At 65.9% G+C, this 24,801-nt stretch carries 23 protein-coding genes and 1 tRNA gene; 15 read left to right on the top strand and 9 right to left on the bottom strand.

The annotated features are described in order from the left end of the window. The coding region (locus NTZ26_14290; GenBank protein MCX6561669.1) for an energy transducer TonB at nucleotides 1-423 on the top strand (423 nt) is incomplete at its 5' end. A 65-nt stretch (nucleotides 424-488) separates the two neighbouring features. Then, nucleotides 489-680, top strand: a complete 192-nt coding sequence (locus NTZ26_14285; GenBank protein MCX6561668.1) for a 4-oxalocrotonate tautomerase family protein — start codon at nucleotides 489-491, stop codon at nucleotides 678-680. 3 nt (nucleotides 681-683) lie between these two features. On the opposite strand, the gene NTZ26_14280 is transcribed toward NTZ26_14285, so the two are convergent. Next, entirely contained in the window at nucleotides 684-2,564 is a 1,881-nt protein-coding gene (locus NTZ26_14280; protein MCX6561667.1) for an ABC-F family ATP-binding cassette domain-containing protein, read from the bottom strand. A 22-nt stretch (nucleotides 2,565-2,586) separates the two neighbouring features. Further along, entirely contained in the window at nucleotides 2,587-5,295 is a 2,709-nt protein-coding gene (locus NTZ26_14275) for a calcium-translocating P-type ATPase, SERCA-type (protein MCX6561666.1), read from the bottom strand. Between the two features lie 115 nt (nucleotides 5,296-5,410). Here NTZ26_14275 and NTZ26_14270 point away from each other — a divergent pair, with 115 nt between their 5' ends. From NTZ26_14270 to NTZ26_14260, 3 genes are all read left to right on the top strand, one after another. After that, nucleotides 5,411-6,199, top strand: a complete 789-nt coding sequence (locus NTZ26_14270) for a nitroreductase family protein (GenBank protein MCX6561665.1) — start codon at nucleotides 5,411-5,413, stop codon at nucleotides 6,197-6,199. A 106-nt stretch (nucleotides 6,200-6,305) separates the two neighbouring features. Further along, nucleotides 6,306-6,380: transfer RNA gene (locus tag NTZ26_14265), tRNA-Pro, on the top strand. 106 nt (nucleotides 6,381-6,486) lie between these two features. Beyond that, nucleotides 6,487-7,737, top strand: coding sequence for an MFS transporter (locus NTZ26_14260; protein ID MCX6561664.1), 1,251 nt, complete (start codon nucleotides 6,487-6,489; stop codon nucleotides 7,735-7,737). Here the strand turns inward: NTZ26_14260 and NTZ26_14255 are convergent. From NTZ26_14255 to NTZ26_14245, 3 genes are read right to left on the bottom strand one after another with little or no spacing between them, the layout of a single operon-like run. Next, entirely contained in the window at nucleotides 7,700-8,497 is a 798-nt protein-coding gene (locus tag NTZ26_14255) for a PIG-L family deacetylase (protein MCX6561663.1), read from the bottom strand. The genes NTZ26_14260 and NTZ26_14255 overlap by 38 nt on opposite strands. After that, a complete protein-coding gene (locus NTZ26_14250) occupies nucleotides 8,494-9,570 on the bottom strand; it encodes a DUF362 domain-containing protein (protein MCX6561662.1) in 1,077 nt (358 codons plus the stop codon). Before NTZ26_14250 ends, NTZ26_14255 begins: the two co-directional genes overlap by 4 nt. Beyond that, entirely contained in the window at nucleotides 9,567-10,727 is a 1,161-nt protein-coding gene (locus tag NTZ26_14245; protein ID MCX6561661.1) for an alanine--glyoxylate aminotransferase family protein, read from the bottom strand. The genes NTZ26_14250 and NTZ26_14245 overlap by 4 nt, the downstream gene beginning before the upstream one ends. Nucleotides 10,728-10,904: 177 nt before the next feature. Here NTZ26_14245 and NTZ26_14240 point away from each other — a divergent pair, with 177 nt between their 5' ends. From NTZ26_14240 to NTZ26_14215, 6 genes are all read left to right on the top strand, one after another. Next, nucleotides 10,905-11,141 (top strand): hypothetical protein, encoded by a 237-nt coding sequence (locus NTZ26_14240; GenBank protein MCX6561660.1) that lies wholly within the window; start codon nucleotides 10,905-10,907, stop codon nucleotides 11,139-11,141. A gap of 150 nt (nucleotides 11,142-11,291) precedes the next feature. Further along, nucleotides 11,292-11,588: a hypothetical protein gene (locus NTZ26_14235; GenBank protein ID MCX6561659.1), complete on the top strand. Its 297-nt coding sequence runs from the start codon at nucleotides 11,292-11,294 to the stop codon at nucleotides 11,586-11,588. Then, nucleotides 11,585-15,424: a HAMP domain-containing sensor histidine kinase gene (locus tag NTZ26_14230; protein ID MCX6561658.1), complete on the top strand. Its 3,840-nt coding sequence runs from the start codon at nucleotides 11,585-11,587 to the stop codon at nucleotides 15,422-15,424. The genes NTZ26_14235 and NTZ26_14230 overlap by 4 nt, the downstream gene beginning before the upstream one ends. A 33-nt stretch (nucleotides 15,425-15,457) precedes the next feature. After that, nucleotides 15,458-15,964 (top strand): hypothetical protein, encoded by a 507-nt coding sequence (locus NTZ26_14225; protein ID MCX6561657.1) that lies wholly within the window; start codon nucleotides 15,458-15,460, stop codon nucleotides 15,962-15,964. Between the two features lies 1 nt (nucleotide 15,965). After that, the gene (locus tag NTZ26_14220) at nucleotides 15,966-17,552 is read left to right on the top strand and encodes a C69 family dipeptidase (protein ID MCX6561656.1); all 1,587 of its coding nucleotides are present in this window, start codon (nucleotides 15,966-15,968) and stop codon (nucleotides 17,550-17,552) included. 8 nt (nucleotides 17,553-17,560) lie between these two features. Continuing rightward, on the top strand, nucleotides 17,561-17,839 hold the full coding sequence (locus NTZ26_14215) for a TRASH domain protein (GenBank protein MCX6561655.1): 279 nt from the start codon (nucleotides 17,561-17,563) through the stop codon (nucleotides 17,837-17,839). On the opposite strand, the gene NTZ26_14210 is transcribed toward NTZ26_14215, so the two are convergent. Beyond that, a complete protein-coding gene (locus NTZ26_14210) occupies nucleotides 17,833-18,120 on the bottom strand; it encodes an acylphosphatase (protein ID MCX6561654.1) in 288 nt (95 codons plus the stop codon). The genes NTZ26_14215 and NTZ26_14210 overlap by 7 nt on opposite strands. Before the next feature lie 82 nt (nucleotides 18,121-18,202). Here NTZ26_14210 and NTZ26_14205 point away from each other — a divergent pair, with 82 nt between their 5' ends. Further along, a complete protein-coding gene (locus NTZ26_14205) occupies nucleotides 18,203-18,970 on the top strand; it encodes a hydroxymethylpyrimidine/phosphomethylpyrimidine kinase (GenBank protein ID MCX6561653.1) in 768 nt (255 codons plus the stop codon). On the opposite strand, the gene NTZ26_14200 is transcribed toward NTZ26_14205, so the two are convergent. Both NTZ26_14200 and NTZ26_14195 read right to left on the bottom strand, forming a co-directional pair. Next, nucleotides 18,967-20,025 (bottom strand): ABC transporter substrate-binding protein, encoded by a 1,059-nt coding sequence (locus NTZ26_14200; protein MCX6561652.1) that lies wholly within the window; start codon nucleotides 20,023-20,025, stop codon nucleotides 18,967-18,969. The genes NTZ26_14205 and NTZ26_14200 overlap by 4 nt on opposite strands. Nucleotides 20,026-20,029: 4 nt before the next feature. Beyond that, a complete protein-coding gene (locus NTZ26_14195) occupies nucleotides 20,030-21,019 on the bottom strand; it encodes a pyridoxal-phosphate dependent enzyme (GenBank protein ID MCX6561651.1) in 990 nt (329 codons plus the stop codon). A gap of 90 nt (nucleotides 21,020-21,109) precedes the next feature. On the opposite strand from NTZ26_14195, the gene NTZ26_14190 reads away from it, so the two are divergent. The 3 genes from NTZ26_14190 to NTZ26_14180 are packed head-to-tail and all read left to right on the top strand — an operon-like array spanning nucleotide 21,110 to nucleotide 24,379. Further along, entirely contained in the window at nucleotides 21,110-22,063 is a 954-nt protein-coding gene (locus NTZ26_14190; GenBank protein ID MCX6561650.1) for a DUF72 domain-containing protein, read from the top strand. Then, nucleotides 22,044-23,285, top strand: a complete 1,242-nt coding sequence (locus NTZ26_14185; protein MCX6561649.1) for a diaminopimelate decarboxylase — start codon at nucleotides 22,044-22,046, stop codon at nucleotides 23,283-23,285. Before NTZ26_14190 ends, NTZ26_14185 begins: the two co-directional genes overlap by 20 nt. After that, the gene (locus tag NTZ26_14180) at nucleotides 23,282-24,379 is read left to right on the top strand and encodes a hypothetical protein (protein MCX6561648.1); all 1,098 of its coding nucleotides are present in this window, start codon (nucleotides 23,282-23,284) and stop codon (nucleotides 24,377-24,379) included. Before NTZ26_14185 ends, NTZ26_14180 begins: the two co-directional genes overlap by 4 nt. Here NTZ26_14180 and NTZ26_14175 read toward each other — a convergent pair. Continuing rightward, the coding region (locus tag NTZ26_14175) for an isoprenylcysteine carboxylmethyltransferase family protein (GenBank protein ID MCX6561647.1) at nucleotides 24,376-24,801 on the bottom strand (426 nt) is incomplete at its 5' end. The genes NTZ26_14180 and NTZ26_14175 overlap by 4 nt on opposite strands.

The raw sequence follows: 24,801 nt of genomic DNA, 5'->3' as shown, positions 1-24,801 counted from the left end.
CAGATCGCCGAAGAGCAAATCTCCGACGTCGGAATCGAGGGCGGCGTTGAGGGCGGTGTCGAGGGCGGCGTCATCGGCGGCGTCCTGGGCGGCGTCGTCGGAGGCGTCTTGGGCGGCGTCGTCGGAGAAGTCGAAGCCCCGATTCGGGCCATCGGCGAGATCCGGGCCCCCAAGCTGGTCAAGGAAGTCCCGCCTCTCTATCCGGAGATCGCCCGTCAGGCCCGGGTCGAGGGCATCGTCATCCTGGAAGCCCAAACCGACATCTACGGCCGGGTCCAGGCCATCAAAATGCTTCGTTCCATCCCCCTGCTGGACCAGGCGGCCATCGATGCGGTGCGCCAGTGGGTCTACGAGCCGATGATCATCAACGGCCGGCCCCGCGGCGTCATCTTCACCGTCACTGTCCGCTTCACCCTGAAATAGCGCCCTCCACGCTTGACACGACCGCCCGACCGAAGATAATCGGAGGGCGCACGAAAGGAGACTCCATGCCGCTCATCGAAGTCCATCTGTTGGAAGGCCGCACCGACGATCAGAAGAAAGCCCTGCTCGAGGCCCTGACCAAAGCCGTCCAGGATGCCCTCGGTTCGCCGCTCGATTCGATCCGGATCTGGATCGAGGAGTTCACCCCGAAGGATTATATGGCCGCCGGCGTGTGGTACGGCGACCGCAAGAAATAGGGCTCAGCCCTCAAGCTCCAGCTCGGCCAACCGCTGGTCGAAAGCGGCCTTCTTCGTTTCGTACTCGCTCAGCAGGGGTTCCAGCTCCTCGAGGCAGGCGTCCACGTCGTGCCGCCTTTTATGGAGAGTCTTGGACAGTTCGCCGATGCGGGCCCCGGCCTTGGCCTGGGAAGCTTCGACGATCTCCTTGTTCATCCGGGTCAGGTCGGCCTCGGCCTTCTCCGCCTTCTTCTCCAAGGCCGCGATCCTCTGCTCGAGAGGCCGCAGGACGCGGGATTTCTCGGCCACGACGTCCGAGCGCAGCTTGCGGACCTCCTTGCGGCTCGGCGGCAGAGGGGCCGGGATGGCCGGGCCGATCGGTTCCGAACCCGCGGCCGCCGAAGGCCTCGTCCGTTCCTCCTCGCCGGACCAGCCGACCCGATCCAGGAAGCGCTCATAAGTCCCCTCGAACACGGTGATGCCGCCTTCCTGAAAGACGATCAGACGCTCGGCCAGCGCATGCAGAAACATCTCGTCGTGGGTGACCATGACGACAGCGCCCGGAAAATCCTCGATGGCGGCCAGCAGAGCGTCGCTCGACTCCAAGTCCAGATGGTTCGTCGGCTCGTCCAGGAGGAGGAGGTTGACCGGCGTCGCGATAAGCCGGCCAAGCAGGACCCGGCTTTTCTCGCCCCCCGAGAGGACGGTGATCTTTTTCAGGGCGTCGTCGCCTTCGAACATCATCAGCCCGGCTAAGAAGCGGGCTTTGCCCGGTTCAACACCGCAGTCGGCTGACTGAATCTCGTCCAGGACGGTGTTTTGGGGCACCAGGGACTGGACGTTGGTCTGCTCGAAATAGCCGGGGGCCACGGCCGCCGGGCTGGTGACGCCGCCTATCTCCGGCTTCAGGACGCCGGCCAGGAGCTTGAGCAGGGTCGTTTTGCCTCGCCCGTTGGGGCCGATGATAAAGACCCGATCGCGGGCACCGATGCACAGCCCGAAGTCCTTGATCAGGGGGTGCCCCGGCTCATACCCGAAGGTCAGCTCTTCGGCGTTGAGGGCATACTTGCCGTGAAAGGGGCGGTAAGCGAAGTCAAAAGCCAAAGTTTTGATCGTCTCCAGCTTGTCTTTCTTGCCCATCTTAGCCAGGGTCTTCTTGCGCGATTCGACCAGGCCCTGCAGCTGGGCCGAGGCTCGGAACCTGGCGATGAAGTTCTCGATCTCCTTGCGCCTCCGCTCGTCGTTGATCCGGGTCTTTTCGTAGGTCTCCTCCTCGACGGCGATCTGGGCATAGATCTTGCCGGTGTCGCCTTCGATCTTCTTGACCCGGCGGCGATGGATGGCCAGGGTATGGGTGACGACCCGATCCATGAAGCTGCGGTCATGGGTGATGAGCATCAGCTCGCTCGGCCAGGCGATCAGAAAGCGCTCCAGCCAGCGGATCGAAGTGATGTCCAGGTAATTGTTCGGCTCGTCCAGCAGGAGCATATCGAAGTCGGACAGCAGAACCTTAGTTAAGTTGAGCCGGACTTGGAACCCGCCCGAAAGCTCGAATGGAGACTTGGTCCGATCGGCCGAAGAAAATCCCAGCCCGGCCAGAACCTTTTCCACCCGCCAGACTTGGTCCCGGGCTTCGATGCGAAGCCCGTCGATCGCTTCCTCGAGGACCGTGCTCCGGCTGAACTCCAGATGTTGTTCGACGTAGCCGATGCGGTAATTGCGCGGCACCGCCACGGTCCCCTCGTCGGGCTCCTCCTGCCCCGCCAGGATCCGGAAGAGGGTCGTCTTGCCGTGGCCGTTGCGGCCGACGACGCCGACCCGCTCCTTGCGGTTGACCTTGAAGCTAATCCCCTCGAAGAGGGTTTGCTTCCCGTACCGCTTGCTGAGGTTCTCGACTTGAATCATGGCCGGACGGTCTCTTTTTTCCTCAAGCCTCGGGCAGGTAGGGACGCAGGCGCCGTACCCGCTTCAGGGCTTCCATGGCCCAGAGCGGGAAGGACGAGATGGCCAAGAGGACCGCGACATCGACGAGGCCCAGCGCCTCGACCTTGAAGATCCGCTGGGTGAAGGGGATGTAGATAATCGCGAACTGCAGCACCAGCGAGGCTCCATTGGCGATGAGCAGCTTGGGGTTGCTGAAGACGCCCAGCTTGAACAGCGACGTCTTCTGGCTGCGGCAGTTGAAGGCGTGGAATAGCTGGGCGGCGGACAGGGCGATGAGGGCCGCGGTGCGGGCCCGGTTGATCCCCTCCTTCTCGACGAAGAGGACGAAGGCGAAGGCCAGCAGGCTGCAGAGGGCTATGAATGCGCCCTGGGCCAGCATCAAGCGCGCCCGGACGCGGTCGACGATCGGCTCGTCCGCCCGGCGCGGCGGGCGCTCCATGATCGCCGGGTCGACCGGGTCCATGCCCAAGGCCAGGGCCGGCAGGCCGTCCGTAATCAGGTTGACCCAGAGGATCTGGATCGGCAGCAAAGGCACCGGCCAGCCCAAAAGCGTGGACGTGAACATGACCAGGATCTCGCCGGTATTGCAGGACAAGAGGTAGTGGATGAATTTCTTGATGTTGTCGTAGATCCCCCGCCCCTCTTCCACGGCCGCCACGATCGAGGCGAAGTTGTCGTCGGTGATGATCATGTCCGAGACTTCCTTCGTGACGTCGGTGCCCGTTATCCCCATGGCGATGCCGATATCGGCTTCCTTGACCGCCGGCGCGTCGTTGACGCCGTCGCCGGTCATGGCCACGATGGCGCCTTTCTTGCGCCAGGCCCGCACGACCCGCAGCTTGTGCTCGGGGGCGACGCGGGCGTAGACGACGGTGTGGTCGATCCGCCGTTCGAACTCCGATTCCTCCAGACGATCGAGCTCCTCCCCCGTCAGGGCCAGCGAATCGGAGGTGGCCATGCCCAGCTCGCGGGCCACGGCGACCGCGGTGGCCTTGTGGTCGCCGGTGATCATGACCGTGGCGATGCCCGAGGCCCGGCACTTGGCCACCGCCTCCCGGGCTTCGTCCCGGGGCGGATCGATCATGGCCGCCAGGCCGAGGAAGGTCAGGCTCGATTCGATACCATCGGCGTCATCGACGTCCGGCGCGGCGGCGAATTCCCGCCGGGCGATGCCAAGGACGCGGAGGGCCTGCTCGGACAGGGCCGTGTTGGCCTTGAGGATTTCGGCCGCGTCCGCTTTGCCGAGCGGCCGCGCGCTTCCGTTCTCCAGGATCGAATCGCAGCGCTCGAGCAAAACATCGGGGGCGCCCTTGACGAAGGCGGTGGCCCCGCCGCCCGTCCGGCGCAGAATGGTCATGCGCTTGCGCTCCGAATCGAAGGGGATCTCCTCAAAGAACGGCGACTCCGCCTCGAGCCCGGCTTTAGTCAGGCCGGCCTTGGCCGCGCATGTCAGCAGAGCGCCCTCGGTCGGATCGCCCACGATGCGGTGGCGGCCTTCGACGACGGTCAGCTCGGCTCCGTTGCAAAGGACCGCGCCGCGCAGAACCGCCGTCAAGTCGGCTTCGCCCGCCGGATCCACCCGGTCGCCGTCCAAGAGAAACTCCCCGGCCGGCTCGTAACCGGCGCCGGTGACTTGGTAAGTCTTCCGGCCGGTGACGACGGCCCGGACCGTCATCTCGTTCTTGGTCAACGTGCCTGTCTTGTCCGAGCAGATGACCGTGGCGCAGCCGAGGGTTTCCACCGCCGGAAGCTTGCGGATCAGGACGTGGCGGCGGACCATGCGCTGCACGCCCAGAGCCAAGGCGATGGTGACGACGGCGGGCATCCCCTCCGGAATGGCGGCGACCGCCAGGCTGACGGCGGTCAGAAACATATCCAGAAGCTTGCCTCCGCGGAGCAGGCCCATGACGAAGACGAGGCCGACCAGAACGAAACAGGCATAGATGATTAACTTGCCGAACTGCTCCAGCCGCTTCTGCAAAGGAGTTGTCTCGCGCTCGATGTCCTGGATCATGCCGGCGATCTTGCCGAGCTCGCTCCCCATCCCGGTCTCGACGACGACGGCCCGGGCCTTGCCCGTGACGACGGCGGTTCCCATGAAGATCATGTTGGCCCGGTCGCCCAACGGAAGATCATCCTCCTTCAAGGCCGAGAGGGTCTTCGGGACGGGCGTCGATTCACCCGTCAACCCCGCCTCCTGAACGGCGAAGTTCGCGGTATGGCTGCTCACCCGGGCGTCGGCGGGAACGTGATCTCCGGCCTCAAGCTCGATGATGTCGCCCGGGACAAGGTCGCCGGCCGGGAGGGCGAGACGGATCCCGTCCCGAACGGCCCGGGCCGACGGCGCGGCCATCCGGCGCAAGGCTTGCAGGGACTTCTCGGCCCGATGCTCCTGGATGAAGCCGAGAACGGCGTTGAGGATGACGATGGCGATGATAGCCGCTGCATCCACCCACTCCTGGAGAAATCCGGAGACCAAAGCGGCGCCGATGAGCACCCAGATCATGAAGTCCGCGAACTGCTCAAAAAAGATTCCGAGCGGAGTCCGGCCTTTGCCTTCCTGGAGTTTGTTCGGGCCGTGCGAAGCCAGGCGGCGCGCCGCCTCCTCCGCGGTCAGTCCTCCGGTCAGATCCGTCTTCAGTTCGCCGGCCAAGGCCGGCGGGTCCAGGCGCCACCAACGCGTCGTCGTCATATTCGTCTCTCTCTCGGGAATTCGCCCGATCGGCGATCGGAAGCACTCCATTATACAGAAGCCCGCCGCGATTCTCCACCTTCCGGCGCGAGAGGAAATCGACGATAATGGGAGCATGCTCTCGTCGCCGTCCTGGTATCCCGCCATTTTTCAGCGGACCTCCCGCCGCAGCTTCCGGTCCGACGCGCCTCTGACCGCTGACGAGTCCGCCCGGCTGGAGTCCGCGGCTCTCGCCTTTCGCCCTTTTCCCGAGGCGCGGGTGGCCTTCATCCGGAAGCCTCCCGACGCCGTGTTGCGGGGGATTATCGGGGCATACGGCCGAATCAGCGGCGCGCCCGCTTTCGCCGCGATGATCGGCCGGGGCGACGGCCCCTATGTCGCGGAACGGGTCGGATACACCGGCCAAGCTTTCATCCTGGAAGCCACCGCCCTGGGCTTGGGAACTTGTTGGGTCAGCGGCATGTTCCGGCCCGGGTCCGTCGGCCGCGAGACTCTTCTCGAGGCCGGGGAAAAGGTTTTTGCCGTGACGCCCATCGGCCGCCCGGTGGAGCGGCTGACGGCCAAGGATCGTATATTCAAAGCGCTGGCCCGGTCCGCCCAGCGGAAACCATTGTCCGAGACGGCCTCCGGGACGCCGCCCTCGCCGTGGCAGACGCAGGCCCTCGAAGCGGCGCGCTTGGCGCCCTCGGCCGCGAATCGCCAGCCCTGGCGGTTCGAAACCGGCCCGGAAGCCATCATCGTATCGGTCGCCGGCGGAATCGATTCGGGCCGCTATCCGAAGCGCCTCGACTGCGGGATCGCCATGCTCCATCTCGAGCTCGGGGCCCGGGCTGGCGGAGCGGCGGGCGCGTGGACGCCCCTCGCGGCGCCCGAGGTGGCCTGCTATGCGGTCGGCCGGCGATGACAAGTCCTCATCTGCTTCGCGGCTGAGGACTGCAACGCCTGGGGAGTCTAACGGGTTAATTTTGATTGCATTTTTTCCGGAGCCGGGTATAATACACGCTTCCTTTCGGGGAGTAGCGCAGCCTGGTTAGCGCACAGCGTTCGGGACGCTGGGGTCGTGGGTTCGAATCCCACCTCCCCGATCTCTTCTTGACCGGTTTTTCCCGACCCAAACCGCGTCCGGGCGGCGAAACGCCCGATCCAGACCCTTGACAACACGATTCCCGATTGACAAAATCTCCGCAAGCCATGAGCCGAAGCGACAGGAACATAATCGATGGCCGCGTCAGCTGGCGCAAGACGTTCACGGCCCTGCGCTATCCCAACTACCGGCTTTGGTTTTCCGGCCAGCTGACCTCCCTGTTCGGAAGCTGGATGCAGACGACGGCCCAAGGATTCCTGATCTTCGAGCTGACCAGGTCGCCGGCCTTCCTGGGCTACGTCGGGTTCGCGGCGGGGATCCCGACTTGGCTGATTACGCTCTACGCCGGCGGTGTTGCCGACCGGATGGCCCGCCGCCGCCTGATGATCCTGACCCAAAGCGCCATGATGCTTCTGGCCTTCATCTCGGCCGGCCTCGTCTTCGGCGGCCTCGTCCGGCCCTGGCACGTCATCGTCCTGGCCTTCGCGTTCGGAGCCGCCAACGCCTTCGACGCGCCGGCCCGCCAGGCCCTGGTCCACGATCTGGTCGAGGCCGAGGACCTGACCAACGCCATCGCCCTCAACGCGGCCATGTTCAACACTTCGGCCGCGCTCGGTCCGGCCGTCGGCGGCATCACCTACGCCCTCTTCGGGCCGGGCTGGTGCTTCGTGATCAACGGCCTGTCCTTCATCGCCGTCATCGCCGCACTGGCCGCCATGCGGCTTCCGGCCCACGTTCGGCCGGAGCGCCCATCCTCCCTCTTGAGCGAAATCCGGGAGGGCCTGCGCTACACCCGCAATCACGTCATGATCCGCACCCTGATCGGTACGATCCTGATGATCAGCCTGTTCGGGTTCGCCTTCGTGACGCTGATCCCCGCTTGGGCCGTCCAGATTCTGCACGGCGGCCCGGCCACAAACGGGTTCCTGACTTCGGTCCGCGGCGTCGGCGCCCTGACCTCGGCCCTGCTCATCGCGTCGCTGGGCCGGTTCAAGTTCCGGGGCCGCCTTTTGACGCTGGGCGGGCTGACCTTCCCGATCCTGATGATCGTCTTCTCGTTCGTCCGTTCGCGGCTGCTGGCCTATCTGGTGCTCTTCGCGGCCGGGTTCGCCCTGACCCTGGTCTTCAACCTGGCCAACGCCTCCGTCCAGACCCTGACGGATCCCCGATTCCGCGGCCGGGTCATGGCCATCTATTCCCTATCGTTCTTCGGAGCAATGCCGGTGGGGGCGATCCTGATCGGCTGGCTGGCCACCCATTTCGGAGAGCCGTTCGCAGTCGTCGCCACCTCGTCGGTGGCCCTGGTCTATATGATCGCGATCACGCTCTTCGAGCCGGGCTTGCGCCGCCTTCACTGATCGGCTCGGCCGCCGTCCCGACGATCTCGAACCCTTCGGCGTAAGGCTCGGCCAACCCGGCCGCCCGCGCCGTCTCCCGATTGATCCGGAGGATCCGTTCGTCCAAGCCGTATCCCCGCTGCCTCAAATTTCTGGCCTGCTGGGAGGCATGGCAGCGCAGCAGCTCGGCTTTCCAGGACGCCTCCTCGTCGTCGAAAGGGACGACCAGATCAAGCCGCATCGCGACGGTCTTGGGATCCCGGAACAGCCAGGCGGACGGCGCGATGGAACCGGGAGGGACGGCCCGGCGGAGCCACTCGCTGACCAGGACGTGATCGGGGTTCGTGTCATGGCCGTGAGGAAGAATCACGATATCGAAGGGCTCTTCCGCCAGAATGCGGCGGACCGCGTCGAGGCCCTCGGAAGCGTCCCGCAGAAATCCTCCGGCGCCTGTCGGCAGGCGTTCAAAGCTCAAGCGCTCCTCGCCGAGGCCGAAGAAGAGAAGGCTCCGCCGCTGTTCTTCCTCGCGCACTGCGGCTTTCGCCTCGTCGGTCGGCCGATCGAGAAACGCATCCTCGACCCCGTTGGCGCTCGAGCTGAGGACGGACAGGCGGATTTTTCCGCCGGCTCCCCGGAGGCGGCGCAGGGTGACTCCGACTTCGTCGAAATCGTCGGGATGGGGCGCCAGCACCAGGACGGCGAGCCCCGCCGACGCCGCGCTTGCCGTAAGCCGAAACGGCGGTCGGCCGGCGGGAAAGAGGAGCGACGGACCGGCGCTCATGTCCGTTCGATCAAATCGTAGTCCGTCGAGCCGAGACCGATGCTCTGCCCGTGACTCATCTGGAAGGACCAATCGACGTCATACCCTTGGCGAAAAGGATCCCGTCCCGGCGTGCGCTTTAAAACCAGATCGGCCGAGGCCCGGTCGATGGCCACGGGATCGAGCGAGGCGCAGATCCCGATGTCCTCGACGATCCCCGACTGATTCTTGGCCATGCAGTCGCAGTCCTTGGTGACTTGAAGCAGATAGTTCAGGCAGGCCAGCTTGGGCCCGAAATGGCGCCGTACGAGCAGGGCGTATTCGGCCACCTTCTCCTGCACCCGGCGGACATCCTCGTCCCAGCGGGGCTTGACGGCGCCGTGCTTGCAAACGACGAGGCACTCGCCGCAGCCGACGCACAAAGCGTCGTCGATGCGGGCCCGGCCCTCCGTCGTCCGGACGATGGCGGAAGCCGCACAATGATCGTAACACAAGCCGCAATCTCGGCAGGCCTTGGCCAGGACGCGCGGATGGGCCACGGCGTGCTGGTCGAGCTTGCCGGCCCGGGAGGCGCAGCCCATGCCCAGGTTCTTGATGGCGGCACCGATGCCGGTTTGGACGTGGCCTGTGACATGGCTAAGGGCAAGCATGGCGTCGGCGCCAAGTATGGCCGAGGCCAGCTTGCCCGAAGCGACCCGGCCGGCCGAGCCCTTCTCCTCCCGCGAGTCGTGGCCGATCAGGCCGTCGGCGATGATCACCGGGACATCGAGGACTTCGGGGCGGAACCCGTGATCCCAAGCCAGCCGGATGTGCTCGATCGAGTTGGACCGCGACCCGACATAGAGCGTGTTGGTGTCGGTCAGGAAGAGACGGGGCGCCTTGGCTCCGATCTCGTCGGCCACGCCCTTGAGCCAAGCCGGCTTGATATGCCCGGTGTTGCCTTTCTCGCCGAAATGGATCTTCAAGGCCGTGAAGTCCGAGGCCTCCAAGGCCTCCGGGAAACCCGTAGCTCGCAGAACGGTCCGAGCCTTGGCCGAAAGAGATTCGGGGCCGTCCTCCCGCCGGGCCGGCACGAAGTAGACGCGGCTTTTCATCCCTCGACTCCCCTCTCCGGGCCGGCCAGGACGGATCGGACCGCGGCCAGCGATCCGCCCGTCTCCGATCGGCGCCCGAGCCCCGTCAGCGTCGCCTCCAAGGCTTCGAAGGCGAATTCGACTTGGGCCGGGGCGAGGTTTCCCATATGGCCCATCCGGAAAACCCGCCCGGCCGTCGCCGCCAGGCCGCCGGCCACTTGAACGCCCTGCCGGGCCAAAAGCGTCCGGAAAGCGGCGTCATCCAGTCCGTCCGGATAGCGGACGACCGACAGCGTATCCGCCCGGCAATCGGGCCCGGTGAAAATCTCGAAGCCCAACGCAGCCAACCCGGCCCGCACCGCCCGCCCGAGCTTGGCCTGACGGCGGAAGCGCGCCTCCATCCCTTCCTCCAGTATGATCCGGGTCGCCTCGGCGAAAGCCCGATGCTCGTTGACGCATGGGGTGGAGAAATATCGGCCCGGATCCTTCATGACCGGAAGCCAGCGAAGGATGTCCGCATAATAAGCCCGGATTTCGCCCAGGGACTCGCGACGGGCCATCGCGGCCTTGGAGAACACGTCGATCGCCAGGCCGGGCGGCGCCCCGAAGCACTTTTGGGCCGCGGTCAGGACGACGTCGATGCCCCAGTCATCCATCCGTTCCTCGATCCCGCCGGTGGCACAAACCCCGTCGAGGATAAACAAGACGCCTGCCGCCCGGGCCGCCGCCGCGTAATCCCGGGCCGGAACGCAGCCGCCCGAGCCGGTGTCGACGTGAGTCGCGACGACCAGCCCGTAGACCCGGGCCGCCAATCGCCGGCTCAACTCCTCCGCCGGGATCACGCTGCCCCACGGGCTTTGGACGAGATCGTAAGGGAGGCCGAAGCTTCGGCAGATCTCCCCCATCCGGTCGCCGAAATAGCCCTGTGACAAAACCAGAATCCGTTCGTCCGGACGGGCCAGGTTGAGCAGCGCGATCTCCATGGCCAGGGTTCCGGCTCCGGCTACGATGAAAGGCTGGGCCTCGGCGCCAAAGACGATCTTCTTCAGGTTATCGAGAGCCAGCCGGGTATCCGCGACCATGTCGCCGCCGACATGGGAAACCGTCGGCCGGGCCAAGGCTTCCAGAATGCGGGGCACGACGGGGCTCGGGCCGGGAATGAGCAGCAGCGGCTCCATGGCGTCTCCTTGGCCTCTTTCGATCCGGCGCCGGGTCGAGCCCGGCGTCGGGCCGTATTCTATCCGATCGGTTTCCCGATCCGCAAGGCGCGGCGCCGGTCGACCCGCCTTGCGCGCCGAATTTCTTTCCGGTATAATCCCGGCCGAATCTAAAATATTCTTGGGAGGGAGGTCCTCATGGGCAAATTCCTAGCCATCATCGGCGGTTTGGCCGCGATCGTCGGCGGCGTCCTACTCGTGCTGTTCGTCTGGCGGGCCCCGTTCTTCTGGTTGGTCAAGGGCTGCATTCCCCCGGTCCTCGTGTTCGGCGGGCTGATCGCCCTTATCGCCGGCGTCAGCAGCATCAAGGATGCGGCCCGGACCAAGAAGCTGGAAGAGGAAGCCAAGGACGAAAAGCCCGAAGAAAAGGCCTGAGCCTCCGGGCGGCGTGTGTCGTCCCTTGGCCTTGGCCTGCTGTCGCTCTTCCTAACGGTCTACTCGACTGTTCCGCGGACGATCGAACAGGCTTTCCTCGAAAATGACGCTCGGCGTCTAGCCTCGCTTTTTTCGAGCGAATCTCCGCTCTTGATCTCGTTGCCGGCGCCGCTGTCGTTCTCCGATCTCGTGACCCGCGAACAGGCGGCCTTGGTCTTCGAGCGCATCTTCCGCGGCAACCCCACCCTGGAGTTCTATCCCGAGCCCGGCAGGCCGCCTTCGTTCGATCGCGGCGGGTTCATCCTAAAAGTCCGCTGGTCGTTCAGCCGGCGGTCCACGGGCGACCAGAAGCCGCTCCAGGTCTTCATCCGCCTCAAGCCCGAAACGCGGCCGGGCCGGAAGAAACCGCTCTGGGCCATCGTCGAGATCCGGGCGGAGCAAGTGTGAGAAGCCGCCCCGCCTGGATCGCCAATCCCAGACGCCGGGCGGCGGTCGTCCTGGCGGCGGCGGCTATCCTGTTGGCCAGCGCCTCCTCCCTGCTCGAACCGCTCTCGCCCGGCGGGCCGACGCCGCGGACGCTCGACCGCCTGCGGCGCACGGCCGTCCAAATCAAAGCGGAGTTCGCTTCCCTGCTCGAGGCCCAACAAGCCCGGCTGACCGGATTGGCCGAAAAAAGCTGGCCGGAGGAGCCGGCGGCCCGCTTCGATCTCTTGCGGCAAATCGAGCTCGATCCCCAGGTCGAAGGGGCCGCCCTGGCCGGCCCGGACGGCGAACTGGATCTATGGCGCGGGCAAGTCCTGGACTTTCGAGCCATCCTCTCCGAGACCGCGGCGGTCAAGCCTGGAGGCCCATTCATCCGGCTGGTCCGATCCAAGAGCTCATCTTTTTTGGTGCTGGCCCGGCGGGCCGAGCGCGGCTATGCAGTCCTCTTTCGCCTTCTGGCGTTCACGCCCCAGTTCAAATCCCGTTACCTGGCCGAGTATCAGTTCCTTCCGGCCCGACTGCGCTCCAACGGGCGGCTCGAGTACATCGACTTCCGCGAAGACGTGACCCGCTATGACGACTTGTTCCGCCGCGGCAGCGACGAGTTCATCGGCCGACCGGGCTTGGAGGGGCGCATCCAATCGCTGTTCTTTCCCCTGCGTGATCCGGTCGGTCGCATCGTCGCTACCGTAAACATCCGCTCCCAGGCCCTCTCGGCCGTCGTGGCGGGTCGCGTCGAGGCCTTGCGTCTGGCGGCGATTTTGGCCGCCTTCCTGGCCCTTCTTCTGATCCTCCTGGAAGCGATCGGCCGGGATATTTTCCGGAGCCGGATCGGATGGCGGCGGGCCTTGGCGGCCGCCTTCGCGCTCACGGCGATGCGAGGGGTCCTGCTTCCCCTCGGGCGGATGTCCCTGCTCCAGGAAGCCTTTGTTTTCTCACCCGCCGGCGCCGGTTTTCGCTCCGCGCTGGGCCTGACTCGCTCCCCGGCCGATCTGTTCGCCACATCGCTGTGGTTGGCTTCGATTCTGCTTCTGGCCGCCTGGGCGCTCGTTCAGCCCGAATCGCCGAAGCCCTCGACTATGGCCGGAGCCTCACCGCCCTGGCTGGCCTGGAGTACCGTCATCGCGGCCGGCTCGGCTGCGTTCGCCGCCTTCGACGCGGCAACCGGGCATGTCCTGCGCAATGCGTCGTTCAACCCCCTCGAGTTCCCGCTGCAGCCGGATTTCCTGCTTCTCTTCAACGGCCTGATCCTGGTCTGGGCAGCCGTCATCGCTGTGCAAGCCGCCGGCTTGGCCCCTCTGGCCAGGCGCCTGCCCCGAGCCGCGGCCATCCCGGCGGCCTTTCTTCCGCCCCTCTTGATGATCGCCGCGGGCGCCCGCCCTTGGCCGCGGACCTTAGTGGCGGGCTTGGCCTTGGCCGCGCTGGCGGCGGCCGTAGGCGGAAGACGCCGGCCCCGGCCAAAGGCGCTATGGGCCCTTGCGATCCTGCTCCAAGTCGTCTTCTTTTACGGTTGCCTGGCCGACGGTGCGGCCGAAAAAAGCCGGATTCTGGCCGGTCGGTTCGTCAAGGACAGCGTCCAATCGCTCGAGCCCTGGGCCCGCTTTCTGTTGAATGAATCGATTCCGGAGCTGGACCGGAACGACAAGGCCATCCGCAGTTTTCTGCGTTCGTCGCCGGCCTCGTCCACACTGGCCAGAGACATCTGGGCTCGGACGCTGCCGGCCCGCTTCAACTGGTATTCGAGCCTGGAGATTCTCGGTCCCGAGGGAATCCTCCTGAACCGCTTTTCCCTCAACGTTCCCAAGATCTTCCGGCCCGCCGCTGATCAGGTTTCCGGCCCGGACTGGACCATAGCCCCGGTCGCGGTTCCGTTCATGGGGCGGGAGCGCCGGTTCCTGACCGCGTCCAAGGAGTGGACCGAGAACGGTGCCGTCCTCGGCCGGGTCCTGCTGTCCCTTTCGCTCGACCCGGATATGCTCCCCTTCCTCTACTCGGCCAATCCCTACTTCGAGCTTCTGCGGGTCAATACCATTCCCTCTTTAAGCGGATTCGACATCCGTTTCGCCGTCTTCGACAAAGACGGCCGGATCCTGTTCAACCCGTTCAAGCTGGCCTCGGGCATCCCGGCGGCGGCCTTCGACGGCCCGGGCCGCTGGTCCCGGCTGGACGACAAAGGGCGCTCCTTCGATCTCTTCGCCTTCCGTTCCGACGAGCGGTCCTACGCCGTCTATCTGCCCCGCCGGACCTGGCGCTCCCACGTCGTCAACCTGGCCCGCACCGTCGCCTTGAGCCTGCTCGGGCTCGGTCTGCCTTTGCTCGCTGCGGCCTGGATCTCGGCCCGACGCCGGGGCCGCCGCTTCTTCTGGTCGTTCTCGGACCGCGTCTTCCTGTCCTTCCTGATCGTCGCCTTGGTGCCGATCCTGGTCTTCGCCGCCTTCTCCCGCTCCTTCTTCAACCGCCTTTTCACCCAGCAGTTCGTCGAGAAGGCCGAGATCCACGCCGACATGGCCCGCGGGGTCATGGACGACTTCCTCTTCCTCGACCCCGCCGAGGGGATCAACCCCGACCTGCCGCCGGAGGATCTCGTCCTCTGGATCTCGAACACCATCGGCAACGACGTCAACTTGTACCGCGACGGGCGATTGATCGCCTCCAGCCGCCGAGAGTTCTTCGACGCCGGCCTGCTGCCGGAGATCCTCGACGGCGAAGTCTATTTTCGGCTCCGCTACGAGAACAACCCGACCATCGCCAACGAGACCCGGATCGGCGCCTTCTCGCTGCGCACCCTGACCGTCCCTTACGAAGCGGCCGGCCGCCGGCTGACCATCGCCCTGCCGTTCCCGTTCGAGCGGCGCGACATCGCCAGCGCCTCCCAGGAGCTGATCGAATTCCTGGTCTTCATGGCCGTCTTCCTTCTCGGCCTGGTCCCGCTGATAGCCCGCGGGGTCGGGACGCGGATCGTCGAACCGGTCCGCCGCCTGCTGGCCGGAACGCGGGAAGCCAGCCTCGGCAATCTGGAGATCGCCATCGACTACGAAGGCCGGGACGAGATGAAGACGCTCGTCGACGGCTTCAACGCCATGATCCGCAGCCTTAAGCAGCACCAGCAGGAGCTGGCCGACCTGGGCAAGAAGGCGGCCTGGGCCGAGATGGCCCGCAAAGTGGCCCACGAGATCAAGAATCCCTTGACCCCCATCCAGCTTTCGGCCGAGCATATCCTGCGTGTCTTCGAGGATCATCGGGAAGACATCGGCCCGGCCCTTAAGGAGTCGATCTCCTATATCGTCGGCGAGGTCGAGAACCTGCGCCGGATCGCCCAGGAATTCCTGGAAGTGTCGCGCGAGCCGGTGACCAGGAAGGACCGGGTCCGGGTCGACGACCTGGTCCGGGAAACCGTCGAACCTTACCGGCGGCTGCTGGCCGAGCGCATCGTGATCAGCGAAGCTTACGCCGGCGGCGAAGCCATGATCCGCGGCGACCGGGACAAGCTCAAGATCGCTCTGCGCAACCTTCTGACCAACGCCATCGAGTCCATCCGCGGCCGTGGGGAGATCCGGGTTCGGGTCGAAACCTCCGGCCAAACAGTCCGGGTCGAGCTGGAGGACACGGGGGCCGGGATGGAGGCCGAAGTCCTGGAACGGATTTTTGAGCCCTATTTCTCGACCAAGGATGTCGGCACGGGCTTGGGCCTGCCGATCACCAAGAAGATCGTCGAAGATCACGGCGGGACTATCCATCTCGAAAGCCTGCCCGGCCGGGGCACGAAGGTCCGGCTAGGCTTGCCCGAAGCGGGCAACTAGAATTTTTCCCGGGTCTATGGAAGAATAGTCGCCATGAGTACGACGCTAGTTACTTATCTCAGCCGCTCCGGCAACACCCGCTCCGTCGCCCTGGCCGTCTTCGAAGCCCTGGCCGAGCCCAAGGAAATCCGCCCGATGGAGGCGGCCAATGGACTCGACGCCTACGATCTGATCTTCGTCGGATTCCCCGTTCAGATGCACTCGGTCCCCTATGCCGCTGAAGTCTTCCTGAAAAAGATTCCGGCCGGGAAGAAGATTGCGCTCTTCTCCACCCACGGCTCTCTGCCCGGCCATATCCTGTCTCGCGAGGCGATCGAATACGCCGTTGTGCTCGCCTCGCAGGCCAAGGTCCTGGGAACGTACGCCTGCCGGGGACGCCTGTCCGTACAGGCCTTGGAAGCGCTGGGGCGGTCTCCCGAACATCAGGAGTGGGCCGAAATGGCGCCGTCCGCCGCTACCCATCCGGATGCCGTCGATCTGGAGGAAGCGCGGGCCTTCGCCCGGCGGATGGCCATGCTGGAAGCCCATGGAGGATATTGACATGAAGCTGCGCAAGATTCTGCCCGCCTTGTTGGCCCTGCTCGTCGCCGCGGCCGGAGCGGTCGCGCTGTTGACGGCGGAGGACGCCTCGCTCGCTGCAGGCCGATTCGACGGCTGCACGAGCATCCTGGTCGGCCGCCTGGCGTCGGTCGACGGAGCCACGATGACGTCGCATTCCTGCGACAGCACCACCGATCGCACCTGGATGGCCATCGTCCCGCGCCGGACCCACGCCCCCGGCGCCAAGGCCAAGGTCTATTACGAACCCAAGCGGAGCAAACGGCCCGACGATCCCGATCGGCTGGAGACGGGCGAGATCCCGCAGGTCCCCGAGACCAACGGCTTCCTGGACACGGCCTACCCCATCATGAACGATCGGCAGCTGGCCATCGGCGAGACGACCATCGGGGGCCGGATCGAGCTGGTCAGCCAGAAAGGCATCCTTGACGCGCCGGAGCTCTACCGCCTGGCCCTGGAGCGGGCCTCCACCGCCCGCGAAGCGATCAGGATCATCGACGCCCTGACCAAGGCCTACGGCTACAACGACTACGGCGAGTGCTTCACCTTCGCCGACCCCAAGGAAGTCTGGCACTTCGAGATCTACGGCCCCGGCAAGGACCAGATCGGAGCGGTCTGGGCCGCCCAGCGGATTCCGGACGACCAGATCGGGGTCTCGGCCAACGCCGGACGCATCCGCCGGATCGACCTCAAGGCCAAGGACATGTTCATGGCCTCCGACAGCCTGACCGTCCCCGCCGCAACCCGCGGCTGGTGGGACCCCAAGTCCGGCGAGCCCTTCGACTTCACCTATGCCTATAACCCCGGCGGCCGGACCAGCTTGGGCAGCCGACGCCGCGAATGGCGGGTCTTGAGCCTGCTGGCGCCTGCGCTCAAGCTCGACCCCAACGCCGAGAACTATCCATTCTCCGTCAAGCCCGAAAAAAAGGTCTCGGTTGCGGACGTGCTGGCCATCTTTCGCGATGCCTATGACGGGACGCCTTTCGACATGACCCGCTCGATTCTCGCCGTGAATCGCAAGGGCGAAACCGTCAAGAGCCCGGTCGCGGGCCCGTTCCTCAACAACGATCTTCGCGAGCTGCTCAAAACCATCCGCGAGCGGACCATCTGTTCGCCGGCCGCGACGTATTTGCAGATCACCCAGTCGCGGGGCTGGCTGCCGGATCCGATCGGCGGGGTCGTCTGGCTCGGCTACGACAATCCGGCGACCACACCGCACACACCCTTCTATTGCGGCATCACCCGGATGCCGGCCTCTTACATGGTCGACGGGCGCTGGGGCTGGCGCGACGACAGCGCCTGGTGGGCTTTCCGGACCGTCAGCAAGCTGGCCAATTTCCGCTGGCAGGAAATGCGGCCCGAAATCGAGAAAGTCTGGCGCCCGATCGAGGACCAGGCCTTCGCCGCCCAGGCCAAGATTGAAGCGGACGCGGCGGCCCTCTGGAAGACGGACCCGGCCGGGGCGCGGGCGCTGCTGACCGCCTTCTCGGTCAAGACGGCCGAGGACGCCGTGGCCGCCTACCGCAAGCTCGAGCGGGACCTCTGGGCCAAGTACAACTACCAGTTCTGATCCGATCGATGTTCATCCGCGGCCTGTTCCGTCTCGTCTATTACGCCTTCACCGCATATTTGGTCTGGTCGGTCTACCGACTGCTGACCGGCGCATCGCGGCGGAAAGCCCGGCCGTCGGCCAAGCCCCGCTTGAGCGGGATGATGGTCAAGGACGAGATCTGCCAGACCTACTTGCCGAAGGAGAACGCCCTGCGGGAGACATCCGACGGCCGGGAGCATTATTTCTGCTCACCCGAATGCCGGACCAAGTTCCTGGCCGGGCGCCGAACCGGCAAGCCTCAATAAACCGTCGGCTGAATCCGGAAGCGATCGAACTCCCCGGTTGCCTCCCCCCACTCGGTCTCGACGCGGTCGACTCGGGCGCCCGGCGGCCCCTGCCCGAGCAGCCCGAGCAACGCTTTAATCGCGGGCCTCGGCCCTTCGGCCAGAACTTCAACGGTTCCATCGGCCAAGTTGCGCACCCAGCCGACGAGGCCCAGGTCTTCGGCCCGCCGCTCGGTGAAGCCGCGATACCATACCCCATGCACCCGGCCGAAGACGAAAATGCGGGCCCGGACCGTATTCACATTTCGATTTTATCACAGCCGCCGACGCATGGGCTGAGGCCAAGCTTGATTTCCTTCCCGCCGGACCTTACCATGAGGAGGTATGATCAAAACCCTCTACAGCGTCGCCGGCTTCGATCCCTCGGGGGGAGCCGGCGTTTTATTGGACCTGGCCGTCTTTCGCAGTCTGGGCTTTCGCGGCGCGGCCGTCCTGACGGCCTTGACGGCCCAGGACTCGGCTTCCGTTTTCGCCGTTCGGCCCGTCCCTCCCGCCTTCATCCGCCGCCAGTGGGATGCGCTGCGGGCCGATCTGCCGCCCGCCGGCATCAAAATCGGGATGGCCGGGTCCCCCGCCGGCTTGGCCGAGATCGCGCGCGGACTGGCGCTTCACCCTTCGATTCCGCGGGTTGTCGATCCGATTCTCCGCGCCACGTCGGGCGCCCTACTCGCCGGCCGCATTTCCCGGGCCCGCTTCACCGCCGCCCTCAGCGGCCGGCTCACTTTGCTGACGCCCAATCTCGCGGAAGCCTCCTGGCTGACCGGACACCCGGTGGCGACGCCCGAAGCGATGGAGGAGGCGGCGCGGTCTCTTGCCGAAGACTGGAGTTGCGCCTGCCTGATCAAGGGGGGGCATTTACCAGGGGCCGCTATCGATGTCCTCTTCGACGGTTCGCGGGTCCGCCGCTTCCCTCATCCCCGGCTGAATCGCAACGCGCATGGGACGGGGTGCTTTCTCTCGGCTTCGATCTTGGCCCATTTGGCCCTCGGCCGGGAGCTCGCCGAGGCTTGCGCCGAAGCGATTTGCGAGACCGGACGGGCGATTCGCCGCTCGGTCCGCCCGGGTCGCGGCCGCAGCCTGCTCGCCCCCTAGCGGGCGCCCGGCAGGCGGATCGCGCTCCCATCCGCCGATTCACCGTTCGTCTTCCCCGCCGGAAGGTCCTCGGCCACGATCTCGGCGGCTCGTTTCCGCACGGCCTCCGTGAACCGGATGCCCTGCCGGGCGGCAGCCGCCGGGTTGAGCGAGAGATGGACGTTGCTCATGGACAGGAAAGGAATGCCGGCGGGCTTCTCGCCGTTCTTGATCCGGACCGCCAGCGAGCCGGTCTTGTAGCCCATGTCGAAGAAATCCCAGCCCATGGCCGCGCAGGCTCCCGATCGGGTGGATAAAAGGAAGCCGCCGAAAAGCGGAAGTCCCGCCTCGACCGCGGCCTGGCCCAGCGCCTCGAAGGAGGCGTTGACCGTATTGTCGGAGATCTGGTAGATGGCATCGACCCGCTTGTTGATCAGAACCTGCGAGGCCAGCAGCACCTCGTTCGGGTTGGCCACGGGTACGGTCACGATCTCCAGCCCCAGCTCGTCCGCGGCCGATCGCAACAGACCGAGATAATACTCGGAGTTGAGCTCGGAAGGTGTCCACAGCGTCCCCACTCTCCGGACCGACGGCAGGACCTCCTTGACGAAGACCAGCGTCTGCCGGATTGGGCCGGTCGAGGCGACGCCGGTGACATTGTCCAAGTGATTGGCCGCTGCCGTTCCGGCCCTGGTCAGGTATGGGTTGGCCACCGAGGTGAAGACGATCGGAGTCTTGGGGGCTGCGATCAGGGCGGCCTGAAGGCAAGGCGTCGTGACGGCGATGATCAGGTCCATCCGGTCCGTAACGAAGTCGCGCGCAATCCGCTGAACCTCGGACAGGTCGCCCAGCCCATCGCGGACGTCGAGCCGGATATTGGCCCCGTTGCGCAGGCCGTAATCCTCCAGGGCCTTGACGATCCCCCGCCGGATTTCGCGGGCGGTCGGAGATTCGAGAAGCTGGAGGATGCCGATCGTATAGACGGTTTTGCCGGGCCGCGGGCAGGCGGGAAGAAAGAACGCTGCGGCGAGCAGGATAAAAGCCCGCCTGCGTTTGAGAGGACTTATCACTCGCACCGCATCAATCCTGCTTCATCTTATTCGAAACGGATCGCCGCGGCAACCCGGCGGCGGCCGGCGGCGCATTGCGCCCGCTGACGACGAGAACCACCGTCCGGCCGCGGAAGACATCAAGACGGGTGCGCAGCCCAGCCAGGGCCAACGCTCCGGCGCCTTCCACGGGCCGTCCGTGGAGCCTTTCCATGCAGAGGCGGGCGGCCCGCAAAGTCCGCTCGGACACCGTGATGATCCCGCTCAGGCATCTCCGGCAGAGGTCGAAAGTGATCGAACCCGGCTCGATGCCGCCAGCGACGGCATCGGCCAGAGTCGGCTTTTCGGCGATCTCGACCAGGCGTCCGGCGGTCAGCGAGGCCGCCATGAAGGCCGAATGCGCCGGTTCCACACCCCAAACCCGGACCATCGGCAAGCGCGCCGCAAGCGCCGCGCCGATCCCGGCCGCCAGTCCTCCGCCTCCCACCGGGACCAGGACATCACCGAGGTCCGGAAGCGCGGCCCCGATCTCCAGGCCCACGGTACCCTGCCCGGCCACGACCCGGGCGTCGTTATAGGGCGATACATAAACCCGGCCCGACCGAGCCGCCTCGGCCCGGGCCATGATCTCGGACTGTTCGCAGGTCGCTCCGGCGATGACGAGATCGGCTCCGGCCGCCCTCAGCTTGTCGCGCTTGACGGCGGCGATGGTCAACGGGACGAAGAGCGTTAGGCGGATCTTTTCCAAACCGGCGGCGTGGAGCATGGCCAGCCCGTGGTTTCCGGTGGAGGCGGACAGCACGCCGCGTCCGCGCTCGGCCGCGGTCAACGATCGGAGCGCGTTCAGAGCGCCCCGCAGCTTGAAGGAGCCGGTCTGCTGATCGCATTCCCACTTGATGAAGACGCGGGCCTCGGCCGCCCGGCTCAACCCCGGCGCAAATTCGAGCGGGGTGCGGAGGATGCCGTTGCGAATCCGCTCGTCCGCCCGTTCAACGGAGGCGGCGTATTCCCGATTGGTCATGGCCCGGTTATTATTCCCGGATTGCGGCCGCTTGACAAGGGTTCCGGGCCGGGATTGGCTCGGAACGGCGAATCCCCTACAATAGAGCCCATGACCCGCATCCGGATCGGGACGGCCGGCTGGAGCTACGAGGACTGGGACGGAATCGTCTACCCCTCGCCGCATGGCCGCGACTTCCACCCCTTGGAATTCCTGGCCCGCTTCATCGATTGCGTCGAGATCAACAGCACGTTCTACCGGCCGGCCGCGGCCGCCATGGCTGCTTCCTGGGTCCGCCGGGTCGCGGCTTTCCCGGAGTTCCTGTTCGCCGTCAAGCTGCACCAAGCTTTCAGCCATGAACGGAAGCGTCCACTCGACAGTGCGGCCGCCGACGCCTTCAAGCGCGGGATCGAGCCTCTCGCGGCCGCCGGACGACTGGCCGCCCTGCTTATCCAATTCCCCTGGTCCTTTGGCTTCGACGAGCCGAACCGCGATTACCTCGTAACCCTGCTGCGGATGTTCGCCGAATACACCTTGGCCGTGGAAGTGCGCCAGGCGGCTTGGGACGATCCCCGGACCTATGCCCTGCTCGCCGGGCATCAAGCTGCCTTCGTCAACATCGATCAGCCGCTCGTCGGCCGTTCGCTCGGCCCTACGGCCGTGGTTACGAACCCGAATTTTTCGTATGTCCGTCTGCACGGCCGCAACGCCAAGGATTGGTTCCGGCCCGGCGCCGGCCGTGATGCGCGCTATGATTACCTTTACGCCAAAGACGAGCTGTCCGAATGGGTCGGCCGGATCAAGGAGCTGGCTTCGTCCAGCCAGAGCGTCTTCGTCATCACCAATAACCATTACCGCGGGCAGGCCCTGGCCAACGCCCTGCAGATCAAGAACATGACGACGGGGCGGAAACTGGAAGTGCCGGACGGCCTGCTCCGCCAGTATCCCCTTCTGGAGGAGATCGTCCGCCGGATTAAAGCCGGCCAAAAAAATCTATTCGACGGCTTGGCCGGAAGCGTCGACGAGCCGGGAAAGGAAGGGCCGAATGGCCTGGTGGGAACATGAAGGCTTGAAGATCGCGGCCGGACGCCTGCGCGTCGCCGGGCGCTCGCCCGAGGCTTGGGCCGCGGAAAACGGCACCCCGGTGTTTGTCTATAGCGGCCGGCGGGTCCGGGCCAACCTGGCCCGCCTGCGGGCCGCCTTCGACGGGGCCTGGAGCCGGGAGCTGCGGGTCGCCTACGCCGTGAAAGCCAACCCATGTCCCGGCATCCTCGGCCTGCTCCGGGAGGAGGCCGCCTGGATCGACGCCGTGTCGCCCCGCGAAGTCGAGGCCGCCCGGCGGGCCGGCTTTCCCGCCTCCCGAGTCCTGTTCACGGGGACCAGCCTCGGCCCGGCCGATTTCCGCAGCGTCTTCGGCCGGCCCGGTTTGACCGTCGCCATAGATGCGGTCGAGCAGATCGCCGCCATGGCGGCCGTCCGCCGCCGGGAATTCCCGAAGCGGGATATCCGCGTCTCGGTCCGCTGGAACCCCGGCATCGGCAGCGGATTCAACCCCAAGGTCATTACCGCCGGAGCGCGCTCGGGCGACGGAACCCCGATCAAGTTTGGGGTCGAGGAAAGCCGGGTCCTCGAGGCTTTCGAGGCCGCGGCGGCGGCGGGCTTCACTCCGGTCGGCCTGCACCAACACCTCGGCTCGGGCTGGACGGCCGAGGATTACCCGACCGTCCTCCAAGCCGTCGAGCGGATGATCGATATGTCCCGCACCGTCGTCCGGTCGGGATTCGGCTTGGAGTTTCTCGACTTCGGCGGCGGTTTCGGCCCCCGTTACGCGGAGGATCAGAAGGTCTTCCCGCTCGAGCGCTACGCTCACGTCGTCGGCCGCTCCGTCGCCCGGGCCTTGCCGGGCCTCTCCGCCCTCGTCGTCGAGCCGGGCAAGTTTTTGGTCGCCGACGCCGGCGTGCTTCTTGTCCGGGTCAACTATCTCAAGCGAAGCTACGGCAATCTATTCGCCTGCGTCGATGCCGGGACGTTCAACACTCTGCCGCGAACGGCCATCTATGGCCAAGCCTTCCATCAAATCGTCAACGCCGCCCGGCCGGCGGGAAGGAGACAACCGGTCACGGTGGCCGGCCATCTCTGCGAGACGGGCGACGTCTTCGGCAAGGACCACCTGCTCGTGCCCCCGCGAGCCGGCGAGCTTCTGGCGATCCTGGGCGCCGGCGCCTACGGCCGCAGCATGGCTTCGGAGTTTAACCTGCGGCCGATCGCGCCGGAGGTTCTGGCATGATCGGCTTTCCGCAACTGCCCGTGGCCTCGCCGTCGCCGGACGCGTCCGGCTGCATCGACATCCTGATGGGGCGAGCGTCGGGGGCGCGGCCTCCCCTCGTCGAGTATCTCGTCGATGCCTCCGTACAGCGCCCGATCCTGACCGGGCTTCTCGGCCGGGCTTGGGCGGATTTCGGCTTGGACCGGGCCTCGCAAGCCGCCTACCTCGACAATCAGATCGAGCTGTGGCGGCGTCTCGGCTACGACTTCGTCCGCTTCGAGACAGGCTTCGGCTTCGCCGAGCCCCTTTTGCAGGCCGACGACGCCACGACCGCGACCGGCCGCCGGGGTTGGGCCGACGAGCACGGCGGCCTCATCCGCAACCGTGACGACTTCGAGCGCTTCCCCTGGCCCCGCGTCGAGAATTTCGACTTTTTCCCTTACGAGCATCTGGCCTCCCGGCTCCCGGACGGCCTGGGCCTTATGGCCTGTCATGCCGGCGGCGTCTTCGAGCATCTCTCGTGGCTGCTCTCGCTGGAAGGCCTGGCCTTCGCGCTGGCCGACGACCGCGCCTTGGTCCGAGCCGTGGCCGACCGGATCGGCGGCTTAATGCTTCGGTTCTATAAGCATCTTTTGGACCTGCCTGGCCTCGTCGCGATCTTCCCGGGCGACGACATGGGCTTCAAGACCGGCCCCCTCGTTTCTCCCGCCGATTTACGCGAATTCGTCCTGCCCTGGCATGCCCGGTTCGCGGCCCTGGCCCACGCCAAAGGGCGGCCCTACTTTCTCCACTCCTGCGGCAACCTGGCCGCGATCCTGCCGGACCTCATCGATACGGTCGGCATCGACGGCAAGCATTCCTTCGAGGATGTCATCCTGCCGGCCGAAGAGTTTCAAGCCCGCTGGGGCGGACGAACCGCCACTTTGGGCGGCGTGGACCTGAACATCCTGGCCGGAGGGACGGAGGACGATGTCCGACGCCGGACGCGCGAGCTGATCGAAAGATGCGGACCTCGCGGCCGCTACGCCGTCGGTTCGGGCAATTCCATCCCCAGCTATGTGCCCGTCCGCAATTACCTGGCCATGCTCGACGAGGCCTTGCGGATGCGCGGTTAAAAGATGAAGGGAACGAACCGCCTCGTCTTCTTTATATAGTCTCCATACTCGGCGCCGAAGCGGGCCTTCATCTCGCCCTCTTCGATCCGCGCCGTCAGGAAGACGGCGGCCGCATCTAGAACAACCAGGGCGGTCGTAGCCGGTGTGACGGCCTTCAGCCAGATTCCCAGTCCGAGATAGAAAAGCGAGGCATAGAGGGGATGCCGGATCAGCCCGAAGAGTCCCGTCGTTACCAGCCGGGTCGTGTTCTCGAGCTGGCCCTCGGGCTTTCCACCCCGAAAGAGCTGGCGGGCGCCGAAGCCGGCCAAGCCCAGCGATACGAAGAGGAAGAGCCAGGACAGGAGATGAAGCGCCATCAAGGGCCGATCGAACCAGAAGGGCCGGTTCAAGAGGAAAATAGCCAGCAGGCTTTCGAAGGCGAA

Source organism: Candidatus Aminicenantes bacterium, assembly GCA_026393855.1.
Taxonomy (GTDB): Bacteria; Acidobacteriota; Aminicenantia; order Aminicenantales; family UBA4085; genus UBA4085.
This window is presented reverse-complemented; position numbering and strand designations above follow the sequence as displayed.

Coding starts and splice junctions, on each gene's coding strand:
- NTZ26_14285 (MCX6561668.1), top strand. CDS start 489: ATGCCGCTCATCGAAGTCCATCTGTTGGAAGGCCGCACCGACGATCAG.
- NTZ26_14280 (MCX6561667.1), bottom strand. CDS start 2,564: ATGATTCAAGTCGAGAACCTCAGCAAGCGGTACGGGAAGCAAACCCTC.
- NTZ26_14275 (MCX6561666.1), bottom strand. CDS start 5,295: ATGACGACGACGCGTTGGTGGCGCCTGGACCCGCCGGCCTTGGCCGGC.
- NTZ26_14270 (MCX6561665.1), top strand. CDS start 5,411: ATGCTCTCGTCGCCGTCCTGGTATCCCGCCATTTTTCAGCGGACCTCC.
- NTZ26_14260 (MCX6561664.1), top strand. CDS start 6,487: ATGAGCCGAAGCGACAGGAACATAATCGATGGCCGCGTCAGCTGGCGC.
- NTZ26_14255 (MCX6561663.1), bottom strand. CDS start 8,497: ATGAGCGCCGGTCCGTCGCTCCTCTTTCCCGCCGGCCGACCGCCGTTT.
- NTZ26_14250 (MCX6561662.1), bottom strand. CDS start 9,570: ATGAAAAGCCGCGTCTACTTCGTGCCGGCCCGGCGGGAGGACGGCCCC.
- NTZ26_14245 (MCX6561661.1), bottom strand. CDS start 10,727: ATGGAGCCGCTGCTGCTCATTCCCGGCCCGAGCCCCGTCGTGCCCCGC.
- NTZ26_14240 (MCX6561660.1), top strand. CDS start 10,905: ATGGGCAAATTCCTAGCCATCATCGGCGGTTTGGCCGCGATCGTCGGC.
- NTZ26_14225 (MCX6561657.1), top strand. CDS start 15,458: ATGAGTACGACGCTAGTTACTTATCTCAGCCGCTCCGGCAACACCCGC.
- NTZ26_14220 (MCX6561656.1), top strand. CDS start 15,966: ATGAAGCTGCGCAAGATTCTGCCCGCCTTGTTGGCCCTGCTCGTCGCC.
- NTZ26_14215 (MCX6561655.1), top strand. CDS start 17,561: ATGTTCATCCGCGGCCTGTTCCGTCTCGTCTATTACGCCTTCACCGCA.
- NTZ26_14205 (MCX6561653.1), top strand. CDS start 18,203: ATGATCAAAACCCTCTACAGCGTCGCCGGCTTCGATCCCTCGGGGGGA.
- NTZ26_14195 (MCX6561651.1), bottom strand. CDS start 21,019: ATGACCAATCGGGAATACGCCGCCTCCGTTGAACGGGCGGACGAGCGG.
- NTZ26_14190 (MCX6561650.1), top strand. CDS start 21,110: ATGACCCGCATCCGGATCGGGACGGCCGGCTGGAGCTACGAGGACTGG.
- NTZ26_14185 (MCX6561649.1), top strand. CDS start 22,044: ATGGCCTGGTGGGAACATGAAGGCTTGAAGATCGCGGCCGGACGCCTG.
- NTZ26_14180 (MCX6561648.1), top strand. CDS start 23,282: ATGATCGGCTTTCCGCAACTGCCCGTGGCCTCGCCGTCGCCGGACGCG.